We start from the raw sequence: 20,982 nt of genomic DNA, 5'->3' as shown, positions 1-20,982 counted from the left end.
TGTCATATTCATTTGTTAATGGTTTATTAACATGCATAACTATAAGGACGATATCATGAGTGATGTGATTCGCGACTTTTTCAAGATGGAATCAGCAGGTGGTATTTTGCTGGTTATTGCTGCTGCAATTGCAATGATGATTGCTAACTCACCGCTAAATGATGTTTACCAATCTTTTTTACATTCCTACGTGTTTGGAATGTCAGTGTCGCATTGGGTCAATGATGGCTTAATGGCCGTATTCTTTTTGTTGATTGGTTTAGAAGTCAAACGTGAATTGTTGGAAGGTGCTCTTAAATCCAAAGAAACGGCTATTTTCCCAGCCATTGCTGCCGTCGGCGGCATGCTTGCTCCAGCATTAATTTACGTGCTGTTTACGGCTGGTGATGCACAAGCGATTCAAGGTTGGGCGATCCCAGCGGCCACTGATATTGCGTTTGCGCTAGGTATTATGGCGCTATTGGGTAAACGTGTTCCGATCAGCTTAAAAGTGTTCTTGCTGGCGCTTGCGATTATTGATGACTTAGGGGTTGTGGTCATTATTGCGCTATTTTATAGCGGTGATCTTTCTACCATTGCGTTAACCGTCGGTTTCTTAATGACTGGTGTGCTTTTTATACTAAACAACAAGCATGTTACCAAAATCAGCCTTTACTTAATTGTCGGTGCGATTTTATGGTTTGCCGTACTTAAATCTGGTGTTCATGCCACCTTGGCTGGTGTAGTGATTGGTTTTGCTATTCCGCTGAAAGGTGATAAAGGCGAATATTCTCCGCTAAAACATCTTGAGCATGCGCTACACCCGTATGTCGCTTTTGGTATTCTGCCATTGTTCGCATTTGCCAATGCCGGGATTTCACTGGAAGGGATCTCCGTATCTAGCCTCACGTCAATGTTGCCTTTGGGCGTGGCTCTTGGCCTATTTATTGGTAAGCCATTGGGTATTTTTACCTTCAGTTGGGCTGCGGTGAAACTCGGTGTCGCTAAATTGCCTGAAGGGATCAATTTCAAGCATATTTTTGCCGTGTCAGTGCTATGTGGTATTGGCTTTACAATGTCGATTTTTATCTCGTCATTGGCTTTTGGACCGACCAATGCTGAATTTGATACGTTTGCACGGCTCGGTATATTAATGGGCTCGACCACTGCCGCGATTGTAGGCTATATATTGCTTCGTTTATCTTTGCCAAAAAACGCATAAGAATATAATCAGCCCTTCGTAATTCGAGGGCTGATTCATTTTATAAACTAACCATTTGATTTATCAATATTCTTAATCAATAGAAAATTTAAGTTTTTATCGATTTATTGAAAATTATTGCCAGCGTAATTATTTTTTGATATTTTTCGCACCAATCTCGGACAGTAGCTTCTGGGGGACACGCGTAATGACCATTCAGGCTGATTGTGACATTACGTAGGGTAGGTATCAGCAAGTCCTTTTGTTGATAGACGGGATACTCTTGCAGCGGGAGCTGCATGTGAATGGGAAACCCAACATTGAACTCATCATCACTTAACACACTGACGTTAATCAGCTTTGTACTTCCTCTATGCCCTGTGCTTGAAGACAGTTCTATCACCGAACCTTGATTCTCTGATTTAGTAATCTTTCATCGAAGACGATGAACCAATTTCCGTTTTTGCCTTTTGGCTAATACGGAGCTTATTGCTATGTCATATTTCCTTATATTCAAACCAAACCAAGGAAATAGGCGGAAATTTTCACATTCAAGGGGAAGGGAAATGAGCACAGCCTTTGAAGTCGATAACACTATCGCAAACATTTTTTCATCTCAGGTACCTGTTGTTGAAGGTATTTATGATCTCACACCGGACCAAATTCTACTCGATCAAATTGAGCATGAATCTGAAGTTCGTTCATACCCACGCCGTCTACCGATTGCCATCAAGCAAGCTTATGGTGCGTTAGTAGAAGATACGCGCGGACAAATTTTCCTCGACTGCTTAGCGGGCGCGGGAACGTTGGCGCTTGGGTATAACCATCCTGAGATCAATCAAGCACTGAAAGAGCAGTTAGATTCAGGTCTGCCATATCAGACATTGGATATGACAACGCACGCTAAAGACAAATTCATCAAGCAAGTAAAAGCATTTTTGCCTGAAGAGTTTGCAAAAAATTCCGCGATTCAATTTTGTGGACCTTCTGGTGCGGATGCCGTTGAAGCGGCTATCAAGCTGGTGAAGCAGACAACGGGTCGTAACACCATGTTTGCGTTTCGCGGTGCTTACCACGGCATGACCAACGGTACGATGGGTATGATGGGCAACCTGAATACCAAAGCTCGTCGCACAGGGTTAATGTCGGATGTGCATTTTATGCCATTCCCATACAACTTGCGCTGCCCGTTTGGTTTAGGGGGCGATGAAGGTGCCAAAGCGAGCATTCGCTACATCGAACGTCTGCTGAACGATGACGAAGCAGGCATCATGAAACCGGCGGCCATTATTGTTGAACCTGTTCAAGGTGAAGGTGGCGTTATTCCCGCTCCAGCATTCTGGCTGCGTGAACTACGCCGTATCTGCGATGAACACGGTATTTTATTAATTTTCGATGAAATTCAGTGTGGCGTGGGTAAATCGGGTTACCGCTTTGCATTTGAAGAGTCTGGCATTTGTCCTGATATTCTTTGCCTATCTAAAGCTATTGGTGGCGGTCTACCAATGTCTATTCTTGTGTTCAAGAAAGAGATCGATACTTGGAAACCGGGTGAGCACACAGGCACGTTCCGTGGTAACCAATTGGCCATGGTTTCTGGTGCGAAAGCGTTAGAAATTATTTTACGTGATAACCTCGTTGAACACGCTAATGTCGCGGGTCAGTACCTACGCCAAGGTCTTGAAGCGATTCAACGCCGCGTGAATTGTATTGCGGAAGTTCGTGGCAAAGGTTTGATGCTCGGCCTCGAGATTCGTAAACCAAACGGTGAAATGAACAAATTTGGCGAGCCAATGGCCGATGGTCAATTAACACTCGCTATCCAACGCGCAGCACTTGAGCGTGGGTTGATGGTTGAAAAAGGTGGCCGTGAAGGATCCGTTATTCGTTTCTTACCACCGATTATCATCTCATTCGAGCAGATCGATTTTGCCCTGCGCACTCTTGAAGCGGCGATTTTAGCCGCAGGTGGCGGCGAGAAAGATCCAGAGCCAGAAAATCAAGCGTGGAAGAAGCATTTTATCCAAACTGGTGAAATGGGCAGCAATGAATTTGCCGATGTGATGAACCATGCCACTTCTGCGATGAAAGCTGTTTTTGAACAAGCCAAAGCGCCTTATTCAGGTTTGGATCCAAAGCAGCTTGAAGAAGCGATTTACGCAGTAGATTTGGATAACAAAAATGCGCCATTGAAGGATGTGATCTCTGAAATGGCAGATCTGGTAGCCAAAAATTCCATTATCGTTCAACACCCAGATTGTATTGCTCACCTGCACACGCCACCCTTGATGCCATCAGTAGTGGCTGAAGCGATGATTGGTGCATTAAACCAGTCTATGGACTCATGGGATCAATCGTCTTCTGCTACCTATGTTGAACAGAAAGTGATTGATTGGATGTGTGAGAAATACGAACTCGGCGCTCAGTCGGATGGTATTTTCACCAGTGGTGGCACGCAAAGTAACCAAATGGGTTTAATGTTAGCTCGTGACTGGATTGCCGATAAATTAAGTGGTCATTCTATTCAAAAGCTGGGCTTACCTGAGTATGCCGATAAGCTGCGTATTGTGTGCTCGAAAAAATCGCATTTCACCGTGCAAAAATCGGCCTCTTGGATGGGGTTGGGCGAGAAAGCCATTTTGGCGGTTGATGCGAATCCAAACGGCACAATGGATGTCACCAAACTGGAAGCGGTTGTTGCACAAGCGAAAGCGGAAGGTCTTATTCCTTTTGCTATTGTTGGAACGGCAGGCACAACGGATCACGGTGCGATTGATGATCTGTCGACGATCGCGGATGTAGCACAGCAACATGATCTATGGATGCATGTGGATGGAGCATACGGCGGCGCATTGGTTCTAAGTAGCCATAAAGCACGTTTGCAGGGCGTTGAGCGTGCGCACTCGGTCAGCGTCGACTTCCATAAATTGTTCTTCCAAACGATCAGTTGTGGCGCGGTGTTGCTCAAAGATAAAAGTCACTTCAAGTATCTACTGCATCATGCGGATTACCTTAACCGTGAACATGATGAACTGCCAAACTTGGTGGATAAATCTATTTCTACGACCAAGCGTTTTGATGCATTGAAAGTGTTTATGACAATGCAAAACGTAGGCCCTAAGGCTTTGGGTGAAATGTACGATCATCTGCTAGAACAAACACTGCAAGTGGCAGATTTAGTTCAGCATCACGATGCTTTTGAACTCTTGGCTGAGCCTGCTCTCTCCACCGTGTTATTCCGTTCCGTGGATAAACAAGCGGTAGATTTTGACGAGTTGAACAAAGCGTTGCGTTTAGAAGCATTGACACGTGGTGTCGCGGTGTTGGGCGAGACGATTGTGGATGGCAAAACAGCGCTTAAATTCACCATTTTAAACCCATGCTTACAACTGTCAGATTTCAAAGCATTACTTAATAAGATTGAAGTACTAGCCTCTGAGCTAGCCAAGGCATAAAGGAATACAAACAACCATGTCTATTTTACAAATTGGCGCGGGAGGCGTTGGCTGGGTTGTCGCACATAAGGCGGCCCAAAACAACGACATACTCGGTGATATTGTTCTTGCTTCTCGTACTCTTGAAAAGTGCGAGAAGATCATTGAATCGATCAAAGGAAAAAATAACCTTAAAGATCCAACTAAAAAACTTGAGGCACGCACCGTCAAGGCGGATGACGTAGCCTCGTTAGTTGCATTAATTAAAGAAGTCCAGCCTGATCTTGTGATCAACGCTGGCCCTCCTTGGGTAAACGTGCCAATCATGGAAGCATGTTATCAAGCCAAGGTTTCCTATCTAGATACATCGGTTGCTGTTGACCTTTGCTCTGAAGGTCAACAAGTGCCTGAAGCGTATGATCCTCAATGGGCATTTCGTGAAAAATTTAAGCAAGCAGGCATTACCGCTATTCTCGGTGCTGGTTTTGATCCGGGCGTGGTTAGCGTGTTTGCCGCGTATGCGGTGAAGCACCTCTTTGACGAAATCGACAGTATTGATGTGATGGACATTAATGCAGGCGATCACGGCAAGAAATTTGCGACTAACTTTGATCCAGAAACAAATATGTTAGAGATTCAAGGCGACTCTTTCTATTGGGAAGAAGGGCAATGGCAGCGTGTTCCTTGCCATTCACGAATGCTAGAATTTGATTTTCCTCAGTGCGGCCAGCACAAGGTGTACTCCATGTCGCACGATGAAGTACGTTCGATGAAAGAGTTTATTCCGGCCAAACGAATTGAATTTTGGATGGGTTTTGGCGATCGTTATCTCAACTATTTCAATTGCATGCGTGATATTGGTTTATTGAGCCCAAACCCATTGACGCTGCAAGATGGTACTGTGGTTCAACCACTTCAAGTGCTTAAAGCGATGCTGCCAGACCCAACCTCTTTGGCTCCTGGCTACAAAGGCCTGACTTGTATTGGTACTTGGGTGCAAGGTTGGAAGGATGGTAAACAGCGCAGTGTCTTTATCTACAATAATGCAGACCATGAAGTGGCATACCATGATGTAGAGCACCAAGCCATCGCTTACACCACGGGCGTTCCTGCCATTACTGCGGCATTGCAGTATTTCCAAGGGCATTGGGCACAAGCGGGCGTGTTTAACTTAGAGCAGCTTGACCCTGATCTGTTTTTAGAAACGATGCCTAAATTAGGTTTGGATTGGCATGTTCAAGAGCTCGATATCGGGCAACCAGAGATTAAAATTCTAAAATAAGAGTTTTCGATAGTTAAGCCGATGCAGATGTGTCGGCTTTCTTCAATTTGAGAGTGATAAATAGATGCAAAAAAGCGAACTCCAAACGCCCTATTTTATGATTGATGAATCACAGTTGATCGCGAACCTAGAAATCGCGAGGCAGCTCAAAGAGATGTCGGGCGTCAAACTCGTCTTAGCTTTAAAATGCTTCTCTACTTGGGGAGTGTTTGACATCATCAAACCTTACTTAGATGGCACCACCAGCAGTGGCCCATTTGAAGTAAAATTAGGTTACGAAACGTTTGGTGGTGAAACTCACGCCTATAGCGTTGGCTACAGTGAAGCTGATGTTAAAGAAGTGGCCGATATTTGCGACAAAATGATTTTTAATTCGCAATCCCAGTTGGCCGCTTACCGTCATTTAGTTGAAGGCAAGGCGTCATTGGGTTTACGTTTAAACCCCGGCGTGAGTTACGCTGGGCAAGATCTTGCCAATCCCGCACGTCAGTTTTCTCGTTTAGGTGTTCAAACAGACCATATTGATAACTCAGTGTTCGATACTATCAATGGCGTGATGTTCCATATGAACTGTGAGAACAAAGATGCTGATGCGTTCATTGCGTTATTAGATTCGATCTCTGAGCGTTTTGGCCAATATCTGGATAAGTTAGATTGGGTCAGCCTAGGCGGTGGTGTGTTCTTCACTTGGCCTGGTTATCCGCTAGAAAAATTAGCATTAGCGCTTAAGGCCTTTTCAGAAAAGCATCAGGTTCAGCTTTATCTTGAACCGGGTGAGGCGATCATCACGAAAACGGCTGATTTAGTGGTGACTGTCGTCGATATCGTTGAAAATGGCATGAAAACAGCGATTGTTGATTCGGCAACTGAAGCGCATCGTTTAGACACACTGATTTACAAAGAGCCTGCGGCTATCTTAGAAGCGAGTGCGAACGGTGAACATGAGTATGTCATTGGCTCGTGCTCTTGCTTAGCGGGTGATCAATTTTGTGTGGCTTCATTTGAACAGCCATTATCGATTGGCCAGCGGTTGCATATCATGGATAGCGCGGGCTATACCATGGTGAAATTGAATTGGTTTAATGGCCTTAAAATGCCTTCCGTGTATTGTCAACGCAGTACAGGAGAGCTTCAGAAACTGAATGAATTTGGCTATGAAGACTTTAAACGTTCATTATCTCAATGGTCGGTAAACTGATGACAATAGGCCTCACCATACAGTGGGTGAGGCCTATTTTTGTAAAATCACACCTTAGAGTTTAAAGCTTTTCATTCTTTCGTCTAATTGGCGTGAAAGAGCGGCCAAGGTTTCACTCTCTTCTGCCAAATAGTTTGCCGATTGTGACATCTCCAATGCTGAATCGTTAATGCCACTGACGTTACGGTTCATTTCTTCGGCCACTGCACTTTGTTCTTCTGCCGCAGTGGCGATTTGAATTGCTTTGTCACTCACATGCTGAATATGACTGACGATCAAGGAAAGATCGCTGCCTGCATTTTCTGCCCGCTCCACACTGTTATAAGCGAGATCTTGGCTTTTTTGCATCGCGTTTGATGTACTAACGGCCAGTTGCTGTAAGCGGTTAATGGTGGTTTGGATTTGGTCAGTGGAATGATGGGTACGGCTAGCTAAATTTCTGACCTCGTCGGCGACCACTGCGAATCCTCTACCTTGTTCTCCAGCACGTGCGGCTTCAATCGCTGCATTTAGTGCAAGTAAATTGGTTTGTTCAGAAATGCCGCTGATCACTGTGGTAACTTCACTGATTTGCATCACGCCTTCTTTGAGTTTGTGCACTTGCTCAGTAGCCACTTCCAGCTCTTTTGAGAGCGCTTTAATGCTGTCCACACTGGAATGTACGTCTTTATCGCCTAAGCCGGCTTCTTTGCTGGCATCCAATGTGTCTCTTGCTGTCTCTTCTGCATGGCCTGCAACATCGGCAACTGTCGCACTCATTTCATTCATCGCGGTTGCGAGCTGACTTAATTGGTCACGTTGGCTGGTCACCGCTTGGCTAGTTTCTTCCGCAGAAGAAGCGATGCGAATGGCGGCCTCTGCAAGCAGGTTTGCTGAGGTGACCGACTCGATTAATGCTAAACGCACTGCGCTTACACTGTCATTGATACGACATGCCACAATGCCAATCTCATCTTCTCCCATTACTGGGACTTGTGCGGTTAAATCGCCGCTTGCCACTTTTTTCATGACTTCTTTAATTGACTCTAACGGCATAATGATGGCTCGGCTGATGACCACCCCAAGCGTTGCCATCACAAACACAACTGCCAATGTCGCTCCTCCCATCTTGAGGATCTGCTTGTTGATTGCCTCTTCAATGTCATTGATGAGCATACCTGAGCCGATAATCCAATGCCACGGCGCAAACCCGTGGACTGCCGATAATTTCTCTGCGGGTGTTCCACTGTTAGTCTGCCAAGGATATGTCAATGTGCCTTGTTGACCATTTTTGCCAAGTTCAACCATAGTGAACCAAAACTCGCCTTGCGTATCTTTTCCTGGGCTTCCCATCTGTTTGCCAACCAAATCAGTGCGAATCGGATGGGCAATGGTGTAACGAGACTCATCGATAGCAAAAAGATAGTTGTTGCTGTCAAAACGTGTGTTGTTGATGAGTATCTTCGCCTGTGATTTAGCTTCGTCTTCGGGGAGTGTTTTCTGAAGGTGTGAGATTTGTGAGAGGAGAGTATCGATAACTGCGTTCAACCTCGCTTCACGCTCTACGACTAAGTTACTTCTCAGCGCGCTAGTTGCAATGAACAGTAAGCTCAATAAGCCAACAATTGCAACCGCGATAATAGCGGTCAGCTTGTAGCTGACCTTAATATTTTCAAGCTTCAACATGACGTTACCACCATTAAAACAACCCAACCTTATTGCTGGGCATATTGGTTTACCTGTTGTACTTGAGGTTACCGTGATGTTGGTTACGTTGATTGCCAGAGTCACAAGGTTTGTTAATGCTCATTAGTAATCATCCGTTTATCCATCTGACGGCGTCTTCAAGTTATTCGGCATCTAGGATTTGCAGGCTTAGATTAATTATGGTTACCCGCTCTCTAATATTGGAATATGGTCGTCATTTCGCGAATGCAATTAGTTGATTTTGTTAACTGAATCACAACTTTAATCTTACTTAATAGATAGTGAGGTCGATAAAAAAGGAAGCATCAGCTTCCTTTTTTCGGGGGCGTAAACGAGATTACACTTCTAATATCACGCGCGTATCTTCACTGAGCGCTTCAAGCTCATCGGCTACGTCTTCAATTTGTATCGCAGCTGGGAGCTTGATGGCTAGGTTGGCGGTAAATAAACTTGAGCTGACACCACCGCCACCCGCAATAAAAACGCGTTGGCAATCCATATCTAAAATATTGATACCTTGATTATCAAGAAGGTGGGTGATTTCGTTGACGATGCCTGCACGGTCGTTTGCATCAATCCGCAGTTGGTAAATCGTTTCTTTTTCGTGTTGATGTACGTCAGAATCAACAATCTGCACCAGAAGATCGGGTTGTTCTCTAAATGCTTGTTGAACGATAACAGCATTTGAGGTCGGTAACTCTATTTTAATGACGGCAGCTACTTGGTTTTCAATAAAGTTCACTTTACTTATTAACCATTTTCCACCATTTTCATGAGTGATAGCGGCAAGATGTTTAATTGTGGCTGGTGTTGCACTGCCGACGAAATTGACGATAAAAGTACTGTTCATAATAGGCCTCCCATAGCAAGCTAACGAAAGATAAATCGTTGATCTTGAATTCCTTTCACTTCAGTGTAGAGGCCTATCTTAGATAAGACTTGATGAGAGTCAATTTTTTACATTTACGCAGTCTCTTGCTTGTCAGTATTCATACTTGGGCCACAAAAATAGCCTTGGCTTTAGGCATTGGCCTTGTGTTTAGCCCTGTTTTTTAGAAACTGACTTTGAGATTAAGGCCATAAAATTGCGAATCATAGCTAGCGCCTGAGTCCAAAGCAAACTTTGCGGCATCTTGGTTGCCAAACCAAGGCGTGCCATTAAATTCTACTTCGGCATCGCCTCCCCAAGCATTTGATACCCAGCCATGGATATGTCCAACAGGGTTGAGGAAGAAAAGTGTGACATCACCCAGAGTCGATGAACCCAACACTTCACCACCTGTGGTAACAATATCTTGTTCCGCTTCAAACATCAGCTCACCGACAACCGCACCAAAAAAGGGCGTAATAAATAAGTCTTGCCATGACGGTATCTCGGCAAACGATTCTACGCCATATTCCCAAAAGAAAGTCGACATAACACCGGAGTAAAGAAAAGATTCAAACTCATTAAATCCAGCATGTCTTGCGGCTGTGTAGTAAACGCCGCCAAAGTAGGGGTGCATAATGTAGTTGAGATAATGCTCATCTCTATCCCAAGTGGGGCCGGATGATACGTTATCTTTCCATTTGCTGCCTATGCCGCTTATGCTGCGATCCTCTTCATCCCATTTGGTAATGGATGCAGGCAAAAATGTCATTAAACCAACGGTTGCTACGCTTAATCCTAAGATGGTGTAGGTTTGGCCTTTGAGATAGTCCCAGTCTTTTGTATCTTGCACGGTAAGATATTTAGGTAGCGCGGGCTCTTCAAGGTTTAGCGGTTGCGACTCTGCTAAGCTTGCTAAAAATGGAGAGTTCGATTGGTAAATATTCGGATCGTCATTAAAACAAGAAATTTGATTGCAGTCGACCGTATAGGAAAACTCAATGTGTTGGTTGAAATCGTATGCAGTGGCACTAGCACAAGCCGAAAACGATAACATCAATGGTATGATGCTTTTCTTTGACACGGAGGGCTCCAAAGTTTTGTTTTTAATGATCAGAATCACAATTATCTATTAAAGCGGCGGTGATGAAAACAGCAAATTATGTAAATAAGGAAACTTATGAGAAAAATAGCATTCAAAGCGTTATATATTGCACTTTATTCTCTGCCGTATTGATTGATAGCACACCTGTAAGCGTACACAAAAGGACACCATGATATGTTGAAAATAGCAATGTTAAGCACGGGTGAGGAAGTGCTCCATGGCGATATTGTCGATACCAATGCTGCTTGGTTATCCAGTGAGTTCTTCCAGCACGGTTTTTCGTTAGTAAAACGGTCAACGGTAGGCGATAGCCAGCAAGCCTTGGTTGAAGAGTTACTGATGCTCAGTTTCAATAATGATGTATTGATCGTGAATGGTGGGCTCGGCCCAACGTCTGATGATTTAAGTGCGGCGGCGGCGGCTCAAGCGGCGGACCAAAAGTTGGTGTTGTCTGTGCTGTGGAAGCAAAAACTGGACGAATTTTTTGCGCAGCGTGGTGTTGTGATGCCAGAAAGTAACCTCAAACAAGCGATGTTACCTGAGTTCTCTGACATCATTGATAACCCAATAGGGACGGCTTGCGGCTTTAAAGTTCAGATTAATGATTGTGTTTGTTATTTCACCCCCGGAGTACCCAAAGAGTTTAAGCTGATGGTCTCTGAACAGATTTTACCCGACTTGCTAGCAACATACCCACAACAAACGGGATTAGAGTGCAGCCGTTTATTCACTCTGGGTTCATCGGAATCGGCCATTTCAGATAAGTTGGATAAATTAGTCTTACCGGAAGGGTATATGCTGGGGTATCGTTCTTATCTGCCTTTTATTGAGGTGAAATTGTTTGGTCCGAAAAGTGATTTAGAACGCCGAGTAAAACTACTACAGATCATCTACCAGCATTTGGAACAACATGTTGTGAGTGTCGATGAACCTATGCTCACGCATATCGGTCATTTAATGCAAGACAAAGGATTATCGATCTCTATTGCAGAACAAGCGACCAAAGGTTGGCTCGCCAGTTGGTTGTTAAGTAACGAGCAAGTGGAAGCGTTGAGCGGTCACTGCTGGATTTTGAGCCGCAACGTTGAATCGGGCTTAGGCGATCAAGATCCACTCGCGGCGTCATTAGCGCTTGCTGGCGCAACGAAGGAAAAGTGTTCTACTTCGTTATCGCTCGTGACTGGTGTATTAAATGATGATCAATTTAGCCTAGCTTTATCGGCTCCGCAGGGAGAGTGGGGACAGATCCTCAAATTCAAGCGTCGTTACAGCGCCGATGAGCAGAGGGAGTTAATGGGGACCATCGCGGCTGATATGTTACGCCGCTATTTATCGAATAAGCCTATTTTTGCTCAGTATGGGGCACTAATCTCCGTCAAAGAGATGTTTTTACCTGCGAGCGCCATTGGCTAATTAACTCAATGTGTTAGCGTATTTTTAAACCTAAGCTGTTGATAATTAAATGCTTTGTATTTAAATTGTATCGGGTGGTAACTGCATGATTTTTTAGCTTATTCCGTAGGTTCGGTGAGGTGCTTAGCTTATGATTATTTCGTCTAAAGACTAAGCTCATGATTTCACGCATCAGATAAAATTGTTTCAAAATTGGGTCTTTTTTGCACACCTTTTCTCTGTACACTGTCAGTCCGCTCGATGAAATTCAGCAGGAGGCTGACATGTTTAACCAATCGAAAATTTTAGTTTGGTATAAAGTTGCAAGTCAAAAAGTGATCTTAGGTGAGGCATTGAGTAATGAAATGAGTGATGTTGTTTCTTTATGGCTCAACGCTCCATCAGACTTAGATACGCCTAGCTATCAAGGATATAGACTTTCATTGTTTGATGGGGATGGCAGAGAAATCGCTAACAAATCCGTATCAATGGGTACGGCTGATGGCATTCTTCTAGGAATGTATAAAGCCAGAGCATAGCTCTGGCTTTATCTTTTTAACGCGCCAATGTGTGATGCGTTAACAGTGCACTATTGGCAGATCGAGATTAGGCTCGCCTTGCTTTGGGTCGATAATTAACACCAGCAAGTTCCACGTGGCTTTTGGCTTTACAAATACAGGGCAATATTTCGTTGCGCTCCGTGTAAGCCATCGCAAAACCAACATATTCCACTTCGCCTTTAACGAGCGTGCAGCGACAGGCACCGCAGTGACCATCGCGACAGTTGTACTCTGGCTCTAGCCCCGCACTCTCCATACTTTCCAATAAAGTATTGGAAGAGTTTGATTCTATGGTTGTAACTTTGTTGATTTTAATGGTCGCCATTACAGCTCAAAGTCCTCGAAGTCATTGGCACGAACTTCATTGTCAATTTGGCCTACAAGGTAGGAGCTGATTTCTGCTTCTTGAGGTGCAACTTGTACGTTGTCTGAAGACAACCATGCATTAATCCAAGGAATTGGGTTTGATGTTGCGCCGGGGTAGGCGATATCTAAACCAACCGCTTGCATACGAACGTTGGTGATGTATTCAACGTATTGGCACAGAATGTCTTTGTTTAAACCAATCATCGAACCATCTTTAAACAGATATTCAGCCCACTCTTTTTCTTGTTCAGCAGCCGCTTTGAACAAATCAAAACACTCTTGCTTGCACTCTTCAGCGATTTGTAAGAAAGCGAAATCGTCTTGTCCATTACGCAGCAAGTTGATCATATGCTGTGTACCAGTCAGGTGCAAAGCTTCATCACGTGCAATCAACTTGATAATTTTGGCGTTACCTTCCATCAATTCGCGCTCAGCAAAGGCAAATGAGCAGGCGAAGCTGACATAGAAACGAATCGCTTCCAACGCATTGACTGACATCAAGCAAAGATAAAGTTTGCGTTTCAGGTCACCCAAGCTAATTTTGACGCTCTCACCATTAATCTGATGTGTTCCTTCACCAAAACGGTGATAGTCATTAGACAGTTGGATCAGATCATCGTAATAGTGTGCAATGTCTTTTGCGCGTTTCAATATGTGTTCATTTTCGACGATGTCATCAAACACAATACCCGGATCATTCACAATATTACGAATAATATGAGTGTATGAACGTGAGTGGATCGTTTCTGAAAATGACCAGGTTTCAATCCATGTTTCCACTTCAGGAAGCGAAACCAGCGGTAGCAGTGCCACGTTAGGGCTGCGACCTTGGATTGAATCCAGTAGCGTTTGATATTTTAAGTTCGAGATGAAAATGTGCTTTTCATGATCTGGAAGCTTGTTGTAATCAATGCGATCACTCGATACGTCGACTTCTTCTGGACGCCAGAAGAACGAGAGCTGTTTTTCTATCAGTTTTTCAAAAATTTCAAACTTTTGCTGGTCGTAACGAGCCACGTTAACCGATTGGCCAAGAAACATCGGTTCTTTGAGTTGATCATTCTTTTTTTGAGAAAAAGTACTGTAAGCCATAAATGCCTCAATCCCTTTTAAGCTCCCCTGCGTGGGGAGCATTATTGAATACGTTGAGTGAAATAGAGTTAGATCTTACAACCGCCGCCCGCACAATCATCATCTTGTGCCTGTACTGCGTCTTTTTGATCATCCTTCGCGCCATCACGAGTGTTGTGATAGTACAAGGTTTTCACACCAAATTTATATGCCGTCAGCAGATCTTGCAGCAACTGTTTCATTGGCACTTTGCCACTTTCATACGCGCTGGGGTCGTAGTTGGTATTAGCGGAAATCGCTTGGTCAACAAATTTCTGCATGATGCCGACTAGGTGCAGATAACCGTTGTTAGAACCAATATTCCACAATAACTCATAGTTCTCTTTCAAATTAATGAAATCCGGCACGACTTGTTTCAAGATGCCATCTTTTGAGGCTTTTACTGAAACATAACCGCGAGGAGGCTCAATACCGTTGGTGGCATTGGAAATTTGCGAAGAGGTTTCTGAAGGCATTAACGCTGTTAACGTTGAGTTACGTAAGCCAAATTCCATGATCTCTGCGCGCATCGCATCCCAATCATAATGCAAAGGTTCTGCGCAAATTTGGTCGACATCTTTTTTATAGGTGTCGATAGGCAGCAAGCCTTTGGCATAATTTGTTTCATGGAATAGAGGGCATCGGCCTTGTTCTTTGGCTAACGCGACTGAAGCCTTCAACAGGTAATATTGCATCGCTTCAAAAGTGCGGTGTGTCAAACCATTTGCACTACCGTCCGAATATTTCACGCCATTTTTCGCCAGATAGTAAGCGTAGTTAATCACGCCTACACCCAATGTACGGCGATTCATGGTTGACTTATAAGCGGCAGGCAGTGGGTAATCTTGATAATCCAACAGTGCATCTAGCGCACGAACCACAAGATCAGACAACTCTTCGAAATCATCCAGAGATTGAATTGAACCTAAGTTGAATGCCGAAAGCGTACATAGCGCAATCTCACCTTCATTATCTTCAACGTTAGACAGCGGTTTCGTCGGCAGTGCGATCTCCAAACAGAGATTGGATTGGCGAACAGGCGCTACAGACGCATCAAACGGGCTGTGCGTATTGCAGTGGTCAACGTTCTGGATGTAGATACGGCCAGTGGAGGCACGTTCTTGCATCAATAGGGAGAACAGTTCTACCGCTTTCACCGTCTCTTTTTTAATCGAAGTGTCATTCTCATATTGAACATACAAACGTTCGAATTCGTCTTGGTTTTCGAAGAATGCGTCATACAATCCAGGCACATCAGAAGGGGAGAATAGGGTAATATTACCGCCTTGAACTAAGCGAGAATACATCAACTTATTGAGCTGAACACCATAGTCCATATGACGAACACGGTTCTCTTCAACGCCGCGGTTATTTTTCAATACCAGTAGCGACTGCACTTCACCGTGCCACAAAGGGTAGAAGACAGTGGCTGCGCCACCACGAACACCACCTTGAGAACAGCACTTCACTGCGGTTTGGAAATATTTATAAAAAGGAATACAACCCGTGTGGAATGCTTCACCACCGCGAATTTCCGAGCCTAATGCACGAATGCGGCCCGCGTTAATACCAATCCCCGCACGCTGTGATACATAACGTACGATAGAGCTTGCTGTGGCATTGATTGAATCTAAGCTGTCACCACATTCAATCAACACACATGAGCTAAATTGACGGGTAGGCGTGCGCACGCCCGACATGATTGGCGTTGGCAGCGAGATTTTGAACATTGATGTTGCGTCGTAAAAACGCTTAATGTAATCGAGACGGTTTTCTTTTGGATATTTCGCGAATAAGCAAGCGGCGACCAAAATGTAGAGGAACTGGGCACTCTCATAAATTTGTTTCGTCACACGGTTTTGCACGAAGTACTTACCTTCAAGCTGTTTTACCGCGGCGTAAGAAAAATTAAGGTCACGTGCGTGGTCGATATAAGTGTCGAGTTCTTCAAATTCTGCGCGAGTATAATCTTCGATAAGGTGCTTATCGTATTTGCCCATTTCAACCAAACGAGAGACATGGTTGTACAAAGTGGGTGGCTCGTATTGTCCGTAGGCTTTTTTACGCAAATGGAACACCGAAAGACGAGCCGCTAGATATTGGTAATCTGGCGTCTCTTCTGAAATCAAATCGGCAGCGGATTTGATGATAGTCTCATGGATGTCAGAGGTGGTAATACCATCGTAAAACTGAATGTGAGCTTTCAGTTCTACTTGTGATACAGAGACATTGTGCAGGTCTTCCGCAGCCCACGCGATTACACGGTGGATTTTCTCAAGATCAATTGTTTCTTTGCGTCCATCACGCTTGGTGACAGTAAGTTTTTGGTTCATTCTGCTTCATTTCCCTAACAAAACTGATTAAGGCCGTATTTTTGTAGAATTGTTGTAAATTTCATCGCGGCTTTGTGATCTGAATTTATCTATATATTGTAGTGCAAACACAACATATAGGGGTTCTTTGCTTTGCGAGTTACAAGATAGTGCTATCTGAAGCTCATTTCAAGTTACAGATCTGGGACAGCTTGTGGATAACTAGCAAAAATAAAAAAAACAGTTAGTACCCACTTACTGATGATCAAAGAGCCGATTTGATTGTAGAAAATTACCGTTTTGAGTTTGGTTTAGATGTAACCACAATCAAAAAAAAACTTCTTGATCTTTGAGGAAAAAAGGGAGCGATTTTCGATGTGGTTAAAATGGAATCTAGAGCACAAAAAACAGCCTAGAAACCGAGAAAAAATGCGCTATTCGGCTTAATTTTTAACGTGAGCAATACGCTATCGATAATGGCATATTAGATGACCACTGACTTTAAAAAAGCTGGGTATGAACGATGTAATTGACATCAACATTGCGCCCTAAACGGTAAGTATCGGTTAACGGGTTATAAAGTAGGCCTGTTATTCCTTGCTCTTGCAGGTTTGTTTTATCAATCATCTTAATCAGTTCCGATGGGCGGATGAATTTTTCATGATCATGTGTGCCTTCTGGAACAATGCGTAGCAACTTTTCTGCGCCCACGATGGCAAACAGGTAAGACTTAAAATTACGATTGAGCGTAGAAAAGAAAACATGACCGCCGGGTTTGACCAACGCAGAGCAGGCTTGAACAACGGACAATGGGTCTGGAACATGCTCAAGCATTTCCATGCAGGTGACAACATCATATGTGTGTGGGTTGTCAGCGGCGTGGTCTTCAATCGTACTTTGAATATAAGTGAGCTTTGTTCCGGTTTCTAAAGCATGTAAACGAGCGACTTCAAGCGGTTCTTTGCCCATGTCTAAGCCAGTCACTTGCGCACCTTCTCGCGCCATGCTTTCGGCTAAAATTCCGCCACCACATCCAACATCGAGCACCTTCTTGCCAAATAGGCCGTTGGCATTGACCAACACATAGTTCAATCTTAACGGGTTAATTTGATGCAGTGGCTTAAATTCACCATCCAGATCCCACCAGCGTGACGCCATCTCTTCAAACTTTTTAATTTCATTAAGATCAACGTTTTGTGCTTTAGTCATGTTAGATTCGCTCTTGCTGTCAAAATAGGCATCTTTAGTTGTGTGGGGTATTATAACCAGTTGATTATCACAGGCTACAGGTTATCTTTATTTCATTAATTTTTGGCTAAAATTTGGCCATTAATCAGCCGGGTATGGAATGAATGTGCAATTTCTCGGCACTTGATACACAACAAAGGTCACAACCTGATAAAAGGAAAGGGAAAGGGATGCCGAAGTAGTGAATTATGTGTTATATTTTTCGGCCTTGTACGTATCGAATATACGATCAAAAGATAGAGGGATAATGGCTCTATGAGCGATCTAGCTAGAGAGATCACGCCCGTAAACATTGAAGATGAGCTAAGAGGTTCATACCTAGACTACGCGATGTCCGTTATCGTGGGTCGTGCTCTTCCAGATGTGCGTGATGGCCTAAAACCAGTACACCGTCGCGTTCTATTCGCGATGAATGTGCTTGGTAACGATTGGAATAAACCATATAAAAAATCTGCCCGTGTTGTGGGCGATGTGATTGGTAAATATCACCCGCATGGTGATAGTGCTGTATACGATACGATTGTTCGTATGGCGCAGCCGTTCTCATTGCGTTACATGTTGGTCGATGGCCAAGGTAACTTTGGCTCGATCGATGGTGACTCTGCGGCAGCAATGCGTTACACCGAAGTACGCATGTCAAAAATTGCCCACGAACTGCTTGCCGATCTCGACAAAGAAACGGTCGATTATGTACCGAACTATGACGGTACAGAACAGATCCCTGCGGTTCTTCCTACGAAAATTCCTAACCTACTGGTGAATGGCTCATCCGGTATTGCAGTAGGTATGGCAACCAACATTCCACCCCATAACCTAACGGAAGTGGTTGAGGGTTGCTTGGCCTATATAAATAATGAAGACATCACCATTGATGAGTTGATGGACTACATTCCGGGCCCAGATTTCCCAACAGCAGCATTAATCAGTGGCCGCAAAGGAATTATCGACGCTTATAAAACAGGGCGCGGTAAAGTCTACATGCGCTCTAAAGCGGATATCGAAGTCGAGAAGAATGGTAAAGAAACCATTATCGTCAGAGAAATCCCTTATCAAGTGAACAAAGCACGCTTGATTGAAAAAATTGCTGAGTTGGTTAAAGAGAAAAAAGTCGAAGGCATCAGTGCACTGCGTGATGAGTCTGATAAAGACGGTATGCGTATTGTTATCGAATGTAAACGTGATGCGGTTGGCGAAGTGGTACTGAACAACCTTTACGCTCAAACACAGTTACAAACGACATTCGGCATCAACATGGTTGCGCTGGATAATGGTCAACCTAAGCTATTCAACTTGAAAGAAATGTTGAAATGCTTTGTTGATCACCGCCGTGAAGTGGTGACGCGTCGTACTATTTTTGAACTGCGTAAAGCTCGTGATCGTGCCCACATTCTAGAAGCACTGGCTCTCGCGTTAGCCAACATTGATGAAATCATCGAATTGATTCGCCGCGCGGCAACGCCAGCAGAAGCAAAAGAAGGCTTGATTGCTCGTGGTTGGGATCTTGGCAACGTAGCGTCAATGCTTGAACGTGCTGGAACCGATGCCGCTCGTCCTGAATGGCTTGAACCAGAATACGGTATCCGTGATGGCAAATATTTCTTAACTGAGCAACAAGCCCAAGCAATTCTTGAACTTCGTCTGCACAGATTGACAGGTTTAGAGCACGAAAAAATTCTTGATGAGTACAAAGCTCTTCTGGAAGAAATCGCTGAACTGATGCATATCCTTGCTAGCACTGAACGTTTGATGGAAGTGATCCGCGAAGAGCTTGAAACTGTTCGTGATGCTTTTGGTGACGCACGACGCACTGAAATTACCGCGGCAACTCACGATATCGACATGGAAGAACTGATTGCTCGTGAAGATGTGGTCGTTACACTTTCTCATGCAGGTTATGTGAAATACCAGATCCTCAGCGATTACGAAGCACAACGCCGTGGTGGTAAAGGTAAGAGCGCGACGAAGATGAAAGAAGAAGACTACATTGAGCGTCTTCTTGTGGCGAATACTCATGACCATATTCTTTGCTTCTCGACTCGTGGTAAGACATACCGTTTGAAAGTCTATCAATTACCGCTAGCGAGCCGTACAGCGCGTGGTAAACCTATCGTTAACATTCTTCCTCTGGAAGAAGGGGAACGTATTACTGCGATTTTGCCAGTCACTGAGTTTAGTGATGATAAGTTTATCTTTATGGCGACCGGTGACGGTACAGTGAAGAAAACATCACTTTCAAGCTTTGCCAACGTGCGTTCTAACGGTTTGATCGCGGTTAACTTGCGTGAAGATGACTCTTTGATTGGTGTGGACATTACCGATGGCAACAGTGAAATTATGCTGTTTTCTAAATTTGGTAAAGTGGTTCGCTTTAAAGAATCAGAAGAAACACCAGTATTGGATGAAAACGGTCAGCCTGTTCTTGATGAACATGGCCAGCCAGAAATTAAGTTCAAAGGTGTTCGCGCCATGGGACGCACAGCGTCCGGTGTTCGTGGTATGAAGCTAGCAGAAGGCGACCAAGTGGTATCGCTGATTGTTCCTTCAAATGACGGCGACATCTTAACAGTGACACAAAACGGCTATGGTAAACGTACAACCTTAGGGGAATACCCAACTAAAGGTCGTGCAACTCAAGGCGTTGTTTCAATCAAGGTGTCTGAGCGTAATGGTCAAGTTGTCGGCGCAGTGCAAACTGAAGAAGGCGATGAGTTCATGATGATCACCGATGCCGGTACGCTCGTTCGTACTCGCGTCGCGGAAGTGAGCCAAGTGGGACGCAATACTCAAGGTGTGACCTTGATTCGCACCGCTGAAGATGAAAACGTCGTAGGTTTACAACGTATTGAAGAAATTGAAGAAATTGAAGATGTTGAGTTACCAGAAGGTGAGGAATTGCCAGAAGGTGAAGCGAGCGTTGCAATTTTAGAAGTACAAAGTGACGCAGAAGAGACTGACTCAGAACCGAGCAGCGATTCTGAAGACGAGTAATCGTTTCACGTATCCACCTTTATTCTAAGGTGATAAAGAATAAAAGCCGGAGCATTGATTGCTTCGGCTTTTTACTTCTAGCGAGCAGCCCATCCAACAAGTGAAGGATTTCCATTCAGCGTTGAAATCGTGGTGGTCTTTTTGAAAAGATCATCTGTGCCACAAATACGGCTGACTCCACATCTCTCATTCAACCTAAAATTGCCTATACTTAGCTATTGAGTTAACGTCATAAAAGTCATTAATTTAATTT

At 44.2% G+C, this 20,982-nt stretch carries 14 protein-coding genes; 7 read left to right on the top strand and 7 right to left on the bottom strand.

Going from position 1 to position 20,982, the window contains the following annotated elements:
• The first annotated feature begins 55 nt into the window (after positions 1-55).
• The 4 genes from nhaA (at position 56) to nspC (ending at position 7,094) form a co-directional block, all read left to right on the top strand.
• Positions 56-1,201 carry a Na+/H+ antiporter NhaA gene (nhaA, locus tag AACT23_RS02430; protein ID WP_176428615.1) on the top strand — a complete coding sequence of 382 codons (1,146 nt, stop codon included), beginning with the start codon at positions 56-58 and terminating at the stop codon, positions 1,199-1,201.
• Positions 1,202-1,746: 545 nt separating this feature from the next.
• Entirely contained in the window at positions 1,747-4,635 is a 2,889-nt protein-coding gene (locus AACT23_RS02425; RefSeq protein WP_094127015.1) for a pyridoxal phosphate-dependent class III aminotransferase, read from the top strand.
• A 16-nt stretch (positions 4,636-4,651) separates the two neighbouring features.
• The gene (locus AACT23_RS02420; RefSeq protein WP_017044304.1) at positions 4,652-5,896 is read left to right on the top strand and encodes a carboxynorspermidine synthase; all 1,245 of its coding nucleotides are present in this window, start codon (positions 4,652-4,654) and stop codon (positions 5,894-5,896) included.
• A 64-nt stretch (positions 5,897-5,960) separates the two neighbouring features.
• Positions 5,961-7,094, top strand: a complete 1,134-nt coding sequence (gene nspC, locus AACT23_RS02415) for a carboxynorspermidine decarboxylase (RefSeq protein WP_013857007.1) — start codon at positions 5,961-5,963, stop codon at positions 7,092-7,094.
• Between the two features lie 54 nt (positions 7,095-7,148).
• Here nspC and AACT23_RS02410 read toward each other — a convergent pair whose 3' ends face one another.
• The 3 genes from AACT23_RS02410 to AACT23_RS02400 form a co-directional block, all read right to left on the bottom strand.
• Positions 7,149-8,759 carry a methyl-accepting chemotaxis protein gene (locus AACT23_RS02410; protein ID WP_026028013.1) on the bottom strand — a complete coding sequence of 537 codons (1,611 nt, stop codon included), beginning with the start codon at positions 8,757-8,759 and terminating at the stop codon, positions 7,149-7,151.
• 358 nt (positions 8,760-9,117) lie between these two features.
• Positions 9,118-9,630 (bottom strand): glycine cleavage system protein R, encoded by a 513-nt coding sequence (locus AACT23_RS02405; RefSeq protein WP_013857004.1) that lies wholly within the window; start codon positions 9,628-9,630, stop codon positions 9,118-9,120.
• Positions 9,631-9,832: 202 nt separating this feature from the next.
• Positions 9,833-10,771 (bottom strand): DUF3943 domain-containing protein, encoded by a 939-nt coding sequence (locus AACT23_RS02400; RefSeq protein WP_017044301.1) that lies wholly within the window; start codon positions 10,769-10,771, stop codon positions 9,833-9,835.
• Positions 10,772-10,927: 156 nt separating this feature from the next.
• Between AACT23_RS02400 and AACT23_RS02395 the strand changes: the two genes are divergently transcribed.
• Complete coding sequence (locus tag AACT23_RS02395) at positions 10,928-12,166, top strand: CinA family nicotinamide mononucleotide deamidase-related protein (RefSeq protein WP_094127013.1); 1,239 nt, start codon at positions 10,928-10,930, stop codon at positions 12,164-12,166.
• 263 nt (positions 12,167-12,429) lie between these two features.
• A complete protein-coding gene (locus AACT23_RS02390; protein ID WP_013857001.1) occupies positions 12,430-12,684 on the top strand; it encodes a hypothetical protein in 255 nt (84 codons plus the stop codon).
• 67 nt (positions 12,685-12,751) lie between these two features.
• On the opposite strand, the gene yfaE is transcribed toward AACT23_RS02390, so the two are convergent.
• The 4 genes from yfaE to ubiG form a co-directional block, all read right to left on the bottom strand.
• A complete protein-coding gene (gene yfaE / locus AACT23_RS02385) occupies positions 12,752-13,030 on the bottom strand; it encodes a class I ribonucleotide reductase maintenance protein YfaE (RefSeq protein WP_013857000.1) in 279 nt (92 codons plus the stop codon).
• The gene (gene nrdB, locus AACT23_RS02380) at positions 13,030-14,163 is read right to left on the bottom strand and encodes a class Ia ribonucleoside-diphosphate reductase subunit beta (RefSeq protein WP_010318364.1); all 1,134 of its coding nucleotides are present in this window, start codon (positions 14,161-14,163) and stop codon (positions 13,030-13,032) included. The genes yfaE and nrdB overlap by 1 nt, the downstream gene beginning before the upstream one ends.
• A gap of 68 nt (positions 14,164-14,231) precedes the next feature.
• Positions 14,232-16,514, bottom strand: a complete 2,283-nt coding sequence (gene nrdA, locus AACT23_RS02375; RefSeq protein WP_094127011.1) for a class 1a ribonucleoside-diphosphate reductase subunit alpha — start codon at positions 16,512-16,514, stop codon at positions 14,232-14,234.
• A 480-nt stretch (positions 16,515-16,994) separates the two neighbouring features.
• Positions 16,995-17,702 (bottom strand): bifunctional 2-polyprenyl-6-hydroxyphenol methylase/3-demethylubiquinol 3-O-methyltransferase UbiG, encoded by a 708-nt coding sequence (gene ubiG, locus AACT23_RS02370; RefSeq protein WP_017044298.1) that lies wholly within the window; start codon positions 17,700-17,702, stop codon positions 16,995-16,997.
• A 294-nt stretch (positions 17,703-17,996) separates the two neighbouring features.
• On the opposite strand from ubiG, the gene gyrA reads away from it, so the two are divergent.
• Positions 17,997-20,729, top strand: a complete 2,733-nt coding sequence (gyrA, locus tag AACT23_RS02365; protein WP_094127009.1) for a DNA topoisomerase (ATP-hydrolyzing) subunit A — start codon at positions 17,997-17,999, stop codon at positions 20,727-20,729.
• The last annotated feature ends 253 nt before the right edge of the window (positions 20,730-20,982 follow it).

This window comes from Vibrio sp. V09_P4A23P171 (assembly GCF_963875615.1).
GTDB lineage: Bacteria > Pseudomonadota > Gammaproteobacteria > Enterobacterales > Vibrionaceae > Vibrio > Vibrio anguillarum.
Note: the sequence above shows the minus strand (reverse complement) of the source record. Positions and strands in the feature narration are given on the sequence as shown.